Origin of the sequence: Staphylococcus sp. HMSC063A07 (genome assembly GCF_001836955.1) — a bacterium.
GTDB lineage: Bacteria > Bacillota > Bacilli > Staphylococcales > Staphylococcaceae > Staphylococcus > Staphylococcus lugdunensis.
This window is the reverse complement of sequence record NZ_KV830932.1, coordinates 66,247-79,418: the sequence shown is the minus strand read 5'-3', so window position 1 is coordinate 79,418 and position 13,172 is coordinate 66,247. Positions and strand designations below refer to the sequence as shown.

12 protein-coding genes are annotated in these 13,172 nt (G+C 35.8%); all 12 read left to right on the top strand.

Annotated features, from left to right (window positions below):
- The first annotated feature begins 293 nt into the window (after nt 1-293).
- The 12 genes from lspA (at nt 294) to HMPREF2597_RS10280 (ending at nt 13,074) form a co-directional block, all read left to right on the top strand.
- Nucleotides 294-767 carry a signal peptidase II gene (lspA, locus tag HMPREF2597_RS10335; protein ID WP_002459350.1) on the top strand — a complete coding sequence of 158 codons (474 nt, stop codon included), beginning with the start codon at nt 294-296 and terminating at the stop codon, nt 765-767.
- A 13-nt stretch (nt 768-780) separates the two neighbouring features.
- Nucleotides 781-1,698 (top strand): RluA family pseudouridine synthase, encoded by a 918-nt coding sequence (locus tag HMPREF2597_RS10330; RefSeq protein WP_002478324.1) that lies wholly within the window; start codon nt 781-783, stop codon nt 1,696-1,698.
- A 304-nt stretch (nt 1,699-2,002) separates the two neighbouring features.
- Entirely contained in the window at nt 2,003-2,530 is a 528-nt protein-coding gene (gene pyrR, locus HMPREF2597_RS10325; RefSeq protein WP_002459348.1) for a bifunctional pyr operon transcriptional regulator/uracil phosphoribosyltransferase PyrR, read from the top strand.
- 288 nt (nt 2,531-2,818) lie between these two features.
- Nucleotides 2,819-4,129: a uracil-xanthine permease family protein gene (locus HMPREF2597_RS10320; protein ID WP_002459347.1), complete on the top strand. Its 1,311-nt coding sequence runs from the start codon at nt 2,819-2,821 to the stop codon at nt 4,127-4,129.
- Nucleotides 4,130-4,152: 23 nt separating this feature from the next.
- Nucleotides 4,153-5,049, top strand: a complete 897-nt coding sequence (locus tag HMPREF2597_RS10315; protein WP_037553650.1) for an aspartate carbamoyltransferase catalytic subunit — start codon at nt 4,153-4,155, stop codon at nt 5,047-5,049.
- Nucleotides 5,049-6,323, top strand: a complete 1,275-nt coding sequence (locus HMPREF2597_RS10310; protein WP_002459345.1) for a dihydroorotase — start codon at nt 5,049-5,051, stop codon at nt 6,321-6,323. Before HMPREF2597_RS10315 ends, HMPREF2597_RS10310 begins: the two co-directional genes overlap by 1 nt.
- A 1-nt stretch (nt 6,324) precedes the next feature.
- Nucleotides 6,325-7,425, top strand: a complete 1,101-nt coding sequence (locus HMPREF2597_RS10305) for a carbamoyl phosphate synthase small subunit (protein WP_002478321.1) — start codon at nt 6,325-6,327, stop codon at nt 7,423-7,425.
- Nucleotides 7,418-10,591 carry a carbamoyl-phosphate synthase large subunit gene (gene carB / locus HMPREF2597_RS10300; RefSeq protein WP_002478320.1) on the top strand — a complete coding sequence of 1,058 codons (3,174 nt, stop codon included), beginning with the start codon at nt 7,418-7,420 and terminating at the stop codon, nt 10,589-10,591. The genes HMPREF2597_RS10305 and carB overlap by 8 nt, the downstream gene beginning before the upstream one ends.
- A gap of 176 nt (nt 10,592-10,767) precedes the next feature.
- Entirely contained in the window at nt 10,768-11,460 is a 693-nt protein-coding gene (pyrF, locus tag HMPREF2597_RS10295) for an orotidine-5'-phosphate decarboxylase (protein ID WP_002459342.1), read from the top strand.
- Nucleotides 11,461-12,072 (top strand): orotate phosphoribosyltransferase, encoded by a 612-nt coding sequence (gene pyrE / locus HMPREF2597_RS10290; RefSeq protein WP_002459341.1) that lies wholly within the window; start codon nt 11,461-11,463, stop codon nt 12,070-12,072. It abuts the gene before it with no gap.
- A gap of 27 nt (nt 12,073-12,099) precedes the next feature.
- On the top strand, nt 12,100-12,330 hold the full coding sequence (locus HMPREF2597_RS10285) for a hypothetical protein (RefSeq protein ID WP_002478319.1): 231 nt from the start codon (nt 12,100-12,102) through the stop codon (nt 12,328-12,330).
- 327 nt (nt 12,331-12,657) lie between these two features.
- Complete coding sequence (locus HMPREF2597_RS10280; protein WP_002459339.1) at nt 12,658-13,074, top strand: VOC family protein; 417 nt, start codon at nt 12,658-12,660, stop codon at nt 13,072-13,074.
- Nucleotides 13,075-13,172: the final 98 nt, after the last annotated feature.

The window sequence follows — 13,172 nt, the reverse complement described above, 5'->3', positions numbered from 1 at the left end:
ATCATCCTAATCGTCGCCAGCATTTTAATGATATTACTAGCAATAGTTGTCGTCATAGAAAATAAAGATATGATGAAAGGTTTCGCTAATGAAAGTAAATGTTTGGTTTTGTTTGCATTAAAGGCTAAATCATTTAGAAGAATATACAACATGAATTCATTGCACTTTATTTTATAAAGTATGATGAGTGTGGCAGGTCTCTGACTGAATGTCACTCTCTCTTTTTTTATATGGTTGAGTAAGCTATAATGAAGTGTGTTGTAAAGAAACAAGTATCGAATGGAGGAACATAGATGCAAAAGAAATTCTATGTTGGCATTTCAACATTGGTTGTATTAGCGTTAGTTATATTTGATCAATTAACGAAATGGCTTATTGTAAAATCAATGTCTATTGGAGATTCATATGAGGTAATTCCTGGATTTTTAAATATTACATCACACCGCAATAATGGTGCAGCTTGGGGTATATTGAGTGGGAAGATGGTATTTTTCTATATTATAACAATTATCATTTTAGCCATCCTTGTCCTCTTTTTTATTAAAGAAGCACAATATCATTTATTTATGCAAATAGCAATTAGTCTACTCTTTGCGGGTGCATTAGGGAATTTTATAGATCGTATCGTTAATGGAGAAGTTGTAGATTTTATTGACACCAATATTTTTGGATATGACTTTCCAATATTTAATGTTGCGGATTCTAGCTTAACTATAGGTGTGTTACTCATCATAATCGCTTTACTTAAAGACACTAAAAAAGAATAGGGAGGTTAATTTAATGACAACGCATAGTATAGAAATTACAGATACTAGACACACAGGACAACGCATAGATAAGTTGCTGTCTGACTATAATCATGACTGGTCCAGAAGTCAAATTCAGGATTGGATAAAACATGAATTAGTAATCGTGAATGGGAAAGCAATTAAAGCAAATTATAAGGTTAAGTTACATGATTCTATTGTCATTACCGAAAAGGAAGTGGTTGATGCAGATATTCAACCAGAAAATTTAAATTTAGATATTTACTACGAAGATAAAGATGTTGCTATTGTATATAAACCTAAAGGCATGGTGGTTCATCCTTCTCCAGGTCACTATAGCGGTACGTTAGTCAATGGTTTGATGTATCAAATCAAAGATTTATCGGGCATCAATGGTGAAATCAGACCCGGCATTGTACATCGAATTGATAAGGACACATCGGGATTGTTAATGGTTGCTAAAAATGATATTGCGCATCGTAGTCTAGTTGATCAGCTTGTAGCTAAATCGGTTAAACGTAAATATACTGCGTTAGTTCATGGTAATATTCCTCATGACTATGGTACAGTTGATGCTCCGATTGGGCGTAATAAAAAAGATCGTCAGTCTATGGATGTTGTAGATGACGGAAAGGATGCTGTGACACATTTCAATGTATTAGAACACTTTAAGGACTATACGTTGATAGAATGTCAATTAGAAACTGGCCGAACACATCAAATTCGAGTACACATGAAGTATATAGGTTATCCTTTGGTGGGAGATCCTAAATATGGCCCGAAAAAAACTTTAGATATCGGTGGTCAAGCCTTGCATGCTGGTTTAATTGGCTTTGAACATCCGGTAACTGGGGAGTATATTGAACGTCAAGCAGCACTTCCTGATGCATTTGAACAGTTGCTTGAAGACATTCGCAAGAGAGATGCGTAGCGTATGATGTGACCATTTCTTTGAGGTTTAAAATGAGATAACTGTAGCATTAAAACATGATTGACAAGCTACTAAAATAACGGTAAACTAAGGACAGTTTAAAACCAACAACGTCTTTAATTGAACGTCCAGAGAGACTTCAAAGGCATGATAACGTTTAATATATGTATGGTGTATTTGTCGATTTTAAATAGCCTATTTCACTATAGTTGCTTGAGAAATATTGTACACCTTTTGTATAGATAACCTCATGTCTTGTAAGACATGAGGTTTTTGTGTTGTAATTCTTAAAAGAGGTGTTAATGTGTCAGAACGTATTATTATGGATGAAGCAGCTGTTCAACGTACAGTGACAAGAATAGCACATGAAATCTTAGAATATAATAAAGGCACTGACAATTTAGTGCTTTTAGGCATCAAAACGCGTGGAGAATTTTTAGCACAACGCATTCAAGAACGTATATTAAAAATTGAGCAACAACTCGTGCCTACTGGAACAATTGATGTTACATCATTTAGAGATGATATTGAACTGACTGAGCAAACGTCTTCGCAACTTGCTTATGATATCGATGTCGATATTACTGGTAAAGTAGTTATTATCATTGATGATGTTCTATATACGGGTAGGACTGTTAGAGCTTCACTTGATGCGATACTTAAACATTCAAGGCCAATCAAAATTGGCTTAGCTGCACTTGTCGATAGAGGACATAGAGAATTGCCAATTCGCGCAGATTTTGTTGGAAAAAACATACCGACTTCCAAAAACGAATCAGTTTCAGTATTTTTAGCAGAAAAAGATTCGCGTACGGCAGTCGTTATATCATAGCCGCCTTTTAAAGCAGTACGAGAGACTGGAAAAGGTGAAGTAAATGAATATACACAAAAATCTGATTGTATTAATGAAAGCAGCGCAACATTATCAGAAGTTAACCTTGATAAGTATTTCTGTATTTAGTTGCAAAATAGATTTAACCGTTACCGATTGTGTATAATACCATACTTCATTTTAATCATTTGAGCACGACTTGAGTAAGAATGTGCTATAAATTTGATTTTTAGTCTCTTTACATTAATTAATGTAAAGAGCTTTTTTTATAAGAAAGGAAGAACAAATATGGAGAATGAACAAATGTTTGAACGCACGGTTAAACCCGTGTTAGATGTAAAGGATAAGCCTAGACCGGCTCAGTGGGGACTGTTAAGTTTGCAACATTTATTTGCAATGTTTGGCTCAACAGTATTGGTTCCTTATTTGACTGGACTTCCTATATCAGCAGCCTTGTTGGCTTCTGGTATTGGGACATTATTATACATATTGATTACACAAGCTAAGATTCCAGCATATCTTGGATCTAGTTTTGCGTTTATTACGCCAATTATTACTGGATTAAGTACACATAGTTTAGGTGATATGCTTGTCGCATTATTTATGAGTGGTGTGATGTACATTATCATTGGTATTTTAATTAAAATAAGTGGAACAGGGTGGTTAATGCATCTTTTACCGCCTGTAGTTGTAGGACCAGTAATTATGGTTATCGGTTTAAGTTTAGCGCCAACTGCAGTGAATATGGCTGTTTATCAAGATTCAGCACATATGAAAGGTTATAGCTTGAGCTATTTAGTCGTAGCACTTATCACTTTGCTAGTTACGATTGTTGTTCAAGGTTTCTTTAAAGGTTTCTTATCATTAATTCCGGTATTGTGCGGTATTATTGTTGGATATATCGTTGCAATATTTATGGGGCTTGTACATTTTGCACCTATAGCTAAAGCTAAATGGTTAGATGTGCCTCATATCTATTTACCGTTTAGAGATTATGAGCCGTCTATTCATTTAGGGCTTATCTTGGTTTTAATACCAGTTGTCTTTGTAACTGTAAGTGAACATATTGGCCATCAATTAGTAATAAATAAGATTGTAGGGAAGAACTTTTTCGAAGATCCAGGTTTGCATCGATCAATTATTGGTGATGGTATTTCGACTATGTTTGCAAGTATTATTGGTGGACCACCAAGTACAACCTATGGTGAAAATATTGGTGTACTAGCTATTACGAAAATATATAGCATTTATGTTATAGGTGGTGCAGCTGTCATCGCAATTGTTTTAGCATTTATAGGTAAATTCACGGCCTTAGTTTCATCTATACCGACACCAGTTATGGGCGGTGTGTCCATTCTATTATTCGGAATTATTGCTGCAAGTGGTTTACGCATGTTAGTTGAGAGCAATGTTAATTTCGCGGATAATCGTAATCTTGTGATTGCTTCTGTTGTCTTAGTTGTGGGTATAGGAAACTTAGTGATTAATTTAAAGGACATTGGCATCAATCTTCAATTAGAAGGTATGGCTTTAGCCGCTTTATCTGGAATTATACTTAATTTGATTTTACCAAAAGAAAAAGCACAGCAAATAAAATAATGAATGTATAAGGAGGATGAATGATGAAGCATCTACTGTCTATGGAAGAATTAAGTATTGAAGAAATTTATCATTTAATTGAAACTGCGAGTCAATATAAAGCTGGACATTATCCTGATAAGGCGCATCAACAACAGTTTGTTGCTAATTTATTCTTCGAGAATTCAACACGCACGAAATGTAGTTTTGAAGTAGCAGAACAAAAGTTAGGTTTATCACTAGTTAACTTTGAAACAGCAACTTCATCAGTTCAAAAAGGTGAATCTTTATATGATACATGTAAGACATTAGAGCATATAGGGGTAGATTTATTAGTTATCAGACATCCGCAGAATGCTTATTACAAAGAACTTGCAGATATTAATATCCCAATAGCTAATGCAGGAGATGGTAGTGGTCAACATCCAACTCAAAGTTTATTAGACATTATGACCATTTATGAAGAATTTAAAGATTTTGCTGGTTTAAACATACTCATCTGTGGTGATATTAAGAACTCGAGAGTTGCACGTAGCAATTATGATAGTTTGACTAAACTAGGTGCACATGTCTGTTTCTCAAGTCCACCACAATGGATTGATGATACATTATCAGCACCATATGTTGATATCGATGATGTGATTGAAGAAGTAGATATCGTGATGTTGCTCCGTGTGCAACATGAACGTCATGAAGCAGCGTCACAAACATCTTTTGAAGCGCAGCATTATCATGAACAATTTGGTTTGACAAAGTCAAGATATGAACGATTAAAAGATAGTGCGATTATTATGCATCCGGCACCAGTAAATCGTGGTGTTGAAATCGATACATCTTTGGTTGAAGCACCTAAATCTCGTATTTTTAAGCAAATGGAAAATGGTATGTACTTACGCATGGCAGTCATTAATGAACTTTTAAAGGAAAAGGAGAATCACTAATGAAATTAATTAAAAATGCACAAATCTTAGATAATGGCGAACTTAAACAAAAGTCAATTTTAATCGATGGACAATACATTAAAGAAATCAATGACACGATTAACATAGATGATAACGTTGAAGTGATAGATGCTCATGGACAATTTGTAGCACCAGGATTTGTAGACGTTCATGTTCATTTGAGAGAACCGGGTGGAGAACATAAAGAGACAATTGAAACAGGAACTAAGGCAGCCGCACGCGGTGGATTTACAACAGTATGTCCTATGCCCAATACGCGTCCAGTGCCTGATTCAGTGACGCATTTTGATAATTTAAAACAATTAATTAAAGAAACTGCACAAGTTAGAGTCTTACCTTATGCTGCTATTACAGTGAGACAAGCAGGTAAAGAACATGTTGATTTTGAAGCGTTAGCTCAAGATGGTGCATTTGCTTTTACTGATGACGGGGTAGGTGTTCAAGAATCTGCAATGATGTACGAAGCAATGCAGGCCGCTGCCAAAGTTAATAAAGCGGTTGTTGCACATTGTGAAGATAATAGCTTAATATACGGTGGTGCAATGCATCAAGGTAAGCGGAGTGAAGAACTAGGCATACCAGGTATACCCAATATTTGTGAAGCTGTTCAAATTGCGAGAGATGTGCTATTAGCTGAAGCAGCTCATTGCCATTATCACGTTTGTCATGTCTCAACAAAAGAGAGCGTTAGAGCCATTCGTGATGCTAAAGCAGCGGGCATTCATGTAACTGCAGAAGTAACGCCACATCATTTGCTATTAACAGAAGATGATGTACCTGGAGATAATGCGATTTTTAAAATGAATCCTCCTTTAAGAAGTAAAGAAGATAGAGAGGCATTATTAGAAGGCTTGTTAGACGGTACAATTGATTGTATTGCAACAGATCATGCGCCTCATGCAAAAGAAGAAAAAGCACAACCAATGACGAAAGCGCCATTTGGTATCGTTGGTAGTGAAACAGCTTTTCCATTACTTTACACACATTTTGTTAAAAATGGGGATTGGTCATTACAACAATTAGTTGATTATTTAACTATTAAACCAGCTCAAACTTTTGATTTGCCATACGGACGATTAGAAGAAGGAAGTTTTGCTGACTTAACAATCATCAACCTTGATGAAGAGCGAGAAATCAGAGGAGAAGATTTCTTGTCTAAAGCTGATAACACACCATTTATAGGGTATAAAGTATACGGGAACCCTGTGTTAACAATGGTAGCAGGCGATGTTAAATATAAGGAGGAAGTGTAATATGCTGGAACGACGTTATCTTGTATTAGAAGATGGAACATTCTATGAAGGTTATAAGTTAGGTTCTGATGAACTATCAATAGGCGAAATCGTCTTTAACACTGCTATGACTGGTTATCAAGAGACGATTTCTGATCCGTCATATACTGGACAAATTATTACCTTTACTTATCCACTTATTGGTAATTATGGAATTAATAGAGATGACTTTGAAGCGTTAACACCAACTTTAAATGGTGTTGTCGTCAAAGAAGCTAGTACACATCCAAGTAACTTTAGACAGCAAAAAACATTGCACGAAGTACTTGTTCAATACAAGATACCTGGAATTTCTGGCGTAGATACACGTAGTATTACACGCAAAATTCGTCAGCATGGTGTATTACGCGCAGCGTTTACAGATTGCAGAGAAAATATTGATGAACTTATTAACAAATTAAAGTCAACGGAATTACCGAGAGACGAAGTAATGACAGTATCAACAAAGACACCATATGTATCTACTGGTTCGAATCTTAGCGTAGTATTATTAGACTTTGGGAAAAAACAAAATATTGTACGTGAACTCAATTTAAGAGGATGTAATGTGACTGTGGTTCCTTACGATACAACTGCTGAAGAAATTTTAGCGATGTCACCGGATGGCGTCATGCTATCAAATGGACCAGGTGATCCAGATGTTGTTGAAGTTGCCATCAACATGATAAAAGGAATTTTAGGGAAAATACCATTTTTTGGTATTTGTTTAGGACATCAACTATTTGCATTATCACAAGGGGCATCGTCATTTAAAATGAAATTTGGTCATCGAGGTGCTAATCATCCAGTTAAAGATTTGAGAACTGGAAAAGTAGATATTACAAGTCAAAACCATGGCTATGCGATTGACAAAGATTCATTAGCACAAACTGATTTAGAAATTACACATATTGCACTAAATGACGATACGGTTGAAGGTTTACGTCACAAAACATTACCAGCTTTTTCAGTGCAGTATCACCCTGAAGCAAGACCAGGTCCAAGTGATTCTAATTATTTGTTTGATGATTTTATAGCAATGATTAATGAGTTTAAAGAAAAGGAGCGTAATACTCATGCCTAAACGTGACGATATCAAAACGATTTTAGTAATAGGTTCAGGACCAATTATCATTGGACAAGCAGCAGAATTTGACTACGCAGGTACACAAGCGTGTTTAGCACTTAAAGAAGAAGGCTACCGAGTCATTCTAGTTAATTCTAACCCTGCTACGATTATGACTGATAAAGAAATTGCAGATAAAGTATATATCGAACCGTTAACACATGATTTTATTGCGCGTATTATTCGCAAAGAACAACCCGATGCTTTATTGCCAACATTAGGTGGTCAAACGGGATTAAACATGGCAATTCAACTTCATGAGAGTGGTGTGTTAGAGGCGAATAATGTTAAATTGTTAGGCACAGAATTAAAGTCAATTCAACAAGCAGAAGATCGAGAACTATTCCGCACTTTGATGAATGATTTGGATGTGCCAGTACCAGAAAGTGATATCGTTAATACGGTTGAACAAGCGTTTAGTTTTAAAGAACAGGTTGGTTATCCGTTAATTGTGCGACCAGCATTTACGATGGGTGGTACCGGAGGCGGCATTTGTCACAATGATGAAGAACTAAAAGAAGTCGTTAGCAATGGTTTACATTATAGTCCAGCAACGCAATGTTTGATTGAAAAGTCTATCGCAGGATTTAAAGAAATCGAATACGAAGTGATGCGCGATAAAAATGATAATGCTATCGTGGTTTGTAATATGGAAAACATTGATCCAGTAGGTATTCATACTGGGGATTCTATTGTTGTAGCACCAAGTCAAACATTATCAGACGTTGAATATCAAATGTTGCGTGATGTCTCACTGAAGGTGATTAGAGCCTTAGGAATAGAAGGGGGTTGTAATGTTCAACTCGCTTTAGATCCGCATTCATTTAATTACTACATTATAGAAGTTAATCCACGTGTGTCTCGTTCATCAGCATTAGCTTCTAAAGCAACGGGATATCCTATTGCGAAATTAGCCGCTAAAATTGCAGTAGGATTAACATTAGATGAAATGCTTAATCCTATTACAGGCACATCTTATGCAGCATTTGAACCTACATTAGACTATGTTATATCGAAAATTCCGCGTTTTCCATTCGATAAATTTGAAAAAGGTGAACGTGAATTAGGTACACAAATGAAAGCTACAGGTGAAGTGATGGCGATAGGGCGCACGTATGAAGAATCGTTATTGAAAGCGATTCGCTCGTTAGAGTATGGGGTGCATCACCTTGGACTACCTAATGGTGAAAGTTTTGATTTAGACTATATTAAAGAGCGAATTAGTCATCAAGATGACGAACGTTTATTCTTTATTGGTGAAGCAATTCGTCGGGGTACAACATTAGAAGAAATACATGAAATGACTAAAATTGATTATTTCTTCTTACATAAATTCCAAAACATTATCAATATTGAGCATGAATTAAAAGCACATCCTGGAGATTTAGATTATCTTAAATATGCTAAAGATTATGGCTTTAGTGACCGAGTTATTGCCCATCGTTGGGATATGGAAACAGAAGCGGTTTATCAACTGCGCATGGCACATCAAATTAAACCAGTTTACAAAATGGTAGATACATGTGCTGCAGAATTCGAATCATCAACGCCATATTATTATGGAACATATGAAACTGAGAATGAATCAGTTGTAACAGATAAAGAAAAGATCTTAGTACTTGGTTCTGGGCCTATTCGTATCGGCCAAGGTGTAGAATTCGACTATGCAACCGTTCATGCTGTATGGGCGATTCAGCAAGCAGGTTATGAAGCAATTATTGTTAATAATAATCCAGAAACCGTATCAACAGACTTTTCAATTTCAGATAAATTATATTTTGAACCGTTAACAGAAGAAGATGTAATGAATATCATTAATTTAGAACAACCTAAAGGTGTGGTTGTGCAATTTGGTGGGCAAACAGCAATTAACCTAGCGGATAAATTAACAAAGCATGGTGTTCAAATATTAGGTACTTCACTAGAAGACTTGAATAGAGCTGAAGATCGAAAAGAATTTGAAGCATTGTTAAGAGATATTCATGTGCCACAACCAAAAGGAAAAACGGCTACGTCACCACAAGAAGCTTTAAATAATGCACGTGAAATTGGTTATCCAGTAGTTGTAAGACCGTCGTACGTACTAGGTGGACGTGCTATGGAAATTGTCGACAATGATCAAGAATTAGAAAATTATATGGAACAAGCGGTAAAAGCTAGTCCAGAACATCCTGTATTAGTTGATAGATATTTGACGGGTAAAGAAATAGAAGTCGATGCTATTAGTGATGGCGATACAGTTATCATTCCAGGTATTATGGAACATATTGAGCGTGCTGGCGTGCACAGTGGTGATTCAATCGCTGTTTATCCACCGCAAACATTATCACAAGAAGAACTTGATACGTTAGAAGATTATACAATCAAGTTAGCCAAAGGGTTAAATATTGTAGGGTTGATTAATATTCAGTTTGTGATAGCTCATGATGGTGTTTACGTATTAGAAGTAAATCCGCGTTCTAGTCGTACGGTGCCATTTTTAAGTAAAATTACGGATATACAAATGGCACAATTAGCAATGCGTGCAATTATAGGTGAGAAATTAGCAGATTTAGGTTATCAACCAGGTGTGCAACCATATAGTGAAGGTGTTTTTGTTAAAGCACCGGTGTTTAGTTTTAATAAACTAAAAAATGTCGATGTAACACTCGGACCTGAAATGAAATCAACAGGTGAAGTGATGGGTAAAGACTTAACACTTGAAAAAGCATTGTTCAAAGGCTTGACAAGCAGTGGTGTTGAAGTTAAAGATCACGGAACGGTGCTCATGACAGTGAGTGATAAAGACAAAGAAGAAATAGTTAAACTCGCACAGCGCTTAAATGAAGTGGGATATAAAATTTTAGCGACGAAAGGCACAGCGGATAAACTTGCTCAGCATCATATTCCAGCTGAAGTAGTTGGTAAAATTGGTGGAGAAAATGATTTGTTGACGCGCATTCAAAATGGTGATGTTCAAATTGTTATTAACACCATGACTAAAGGTAAAGAAGTAGAACGAGACGGCTTCCAAATCCGTCGCACAACAGTTGAAAATGGTGTGCCTTGCTTAACATCATTAGATACAGCAAATGCATTAACAAATGTGATAGAGAGCATGACCTTTACAATGAGAAATATGTAATTAGGGACCGGGACAGAATGTATTATGAGTTCGTAGTCCCGCCCTGGCAAGGTTAACTAGGATTGAGAAAAACTTGGTAAAAGTGTGTTTTCAATCCAGTCAACTACTGCCAATATTTAGTTTGTATCCTAAAATAGACCCATATTTCAAGATAGAATTGGAGGTGGAAATTTAACATGAAAAATCTACCAATTATTGCATTAGACTTTGAGTCTACAGACAAAGTCAATGACTTTTTAAATCAATTTAACGAGCCATTATTTGTAAAAGTAGGTATGGAATTATTTTATCAAAGTGGACCACAGTTTATTCGCGATATTAAAGCACGAGGCCATGATATTTTTTTAGACTTAAAATTGCATGATATACCACATACCGTTAATAAAGCGATGCAAGGTTTAGCCAAGCTTGATGTAGACTTAGTTAACGTGCATGCAGCAGGTGGAACACTTATGATGCAAGAAGCAATGAAAGGGTTACGCGTGTTTAATCAAAACACTAAACTAATTGCTGTTACACAGCTAACTTCTACAACTGAAGCGATGCTACATCAAGAGCAAAATATTCAAACATCAATTGAAGAGGCCGTATTAAACTATGCACAGCTTACACAACAAGCTGGCTTAGATGGTGTGGTATGCTCACCGCTAGAAGCCAGATTACTTACAGAACATTTAGGTGCTGACTTCTTAAAAGTGACACCAGGGATTCGACCAAAAGGCGTAACAGCGGACGACCAACAGCGTATTACAACACCAGAAGACGCTAAGCAGTTAGGCTCAACTCATATTGTTGTGGGTAGACCAATTACACAAAGTGAACACCCAGTTGAAAGTTATCATTCTATAAAAGAAAGTTGGTTAAGTTAAATGGCAAAAGAGATTGCAAAAGCTTTATTACAAATTGAAGCAGTTTCATTATCACCTGATGCGTTATTTACTTGGAGTTCAGGTATTAAATCTCCGATATATTGTGATAATCGAGTAACGTTAGGTTTTCCAAAAGTACGTCGTCAAATTAGAGATGGATTAGTTAATTTAATTCAAGCGCATTTTGAAGAGGTTGAGGTTATTTCTGGTACAGCTACAGCAGGTATTCCACATGCTGCATATATTTCAGAAACAATGAATCTACCAATGAATTATGTGCGCTCTAAAAGTAAAAGTCATGGTAAACAAAATCAAATTGAAGGTGCTGCAAGCAAAGGGAAAAAGGTTGTTGTTGTTGAAGATTTAATCTCTACAGGTGGTTCTTCTATCAATGCCGTACAAGCATTGGAAGAGGCTGGTGCAGAAGTATTAGGTGTTGTTGCTATATTTACTTATGGCTTAGCTAAAGCAGATGAAATGTTTGAGGAACAAAAATTGCCGTTTTACACGTTGAGCCACTACAACGAGTTAATTCAGGTTGCACGTGAAATGGGTGCAATTAAGGAAGAAGATATCAAAACATTAGTTGATTGGCGCGATAATTTAGCATAATATAGTGTATAAAAGGAGGGGACAATAATGTCTAATGATAGTAACCAAGGCAATGATTTTTATCATCAGCTTAAGCATGTAAATGAATTTTTACAAAGACCAGAAGACTTTAACTCTCCGATTGCACAAAATGTTGAAGAATATGAACGACACTCGTCACAAAGTCAAGGCATACACCAAGAAATTGATGTTTTTGTACGTCCAAGTGATATATTTAAAGAAGCGAAAGCTAATTTAAGAGAAAAGGGTCATATATAATTAAACAAATGCATGTCACATAAGCAGGTAAGTGCGCGTTTATGTGACATGCATTTTTAATAAAAGTGATTAATTATCGAATAAAGAATTTGACGCATAACCATCCTAGAAACAAAACGATAAAAAAGGCTAATAGCGAAATAATTCCAATTGACATTAATAAGACTCCCTTCATTTAGAATTGATTTTTACCTTTTTATATAAAAATCAACATCTAGTCAATATCTAGTTACGTACTTTAATAAAGCATAAGTTTAATTTATTTATGACTTGTATATATATTAAAATAAGAGCAAAGAAAAATAAACTTAAAGGTGGACAAGATAAATGGAAATCCCTAAAATTACGACATTTCTTATGTATAATAATCAAGCAGAAGAAGCAATAAATTTATATACGTCATTATTTGATGATAGCGAGATTATAACGATGGTTAAATATGATGAAGATGGTCCAGGAGAACCTGGAACAGTTCAACATTCCATCTTTACATTAAATGGTCAAGTTTTTATGGCTATTGATGCAAACAGTGGCCAAGAACTTCCAATGAACCCAGCGATATCACTATATGTTACAGTAAAAGACAACGCCGAAATGGAACGGCTATACAATGGACTAAAAAAAGAAGGCGCAATCCTCATGCCTAAAACAGAAATGCCGCCATATAAACAATTTGCTTGGGTTCAAGACAAGTATGGCGTTAGCTTTCAGCTCGCACAGGAGCCTCCAACAAAAAGAAACTGAAGCTAGTTTTGTATGTGTTATAAGTTTATGGGAGCGGGACAGAATTCATAATGAATTTGTAGTCCCGACCCGGCAAGATTGACTAGGATTGAAAAAAG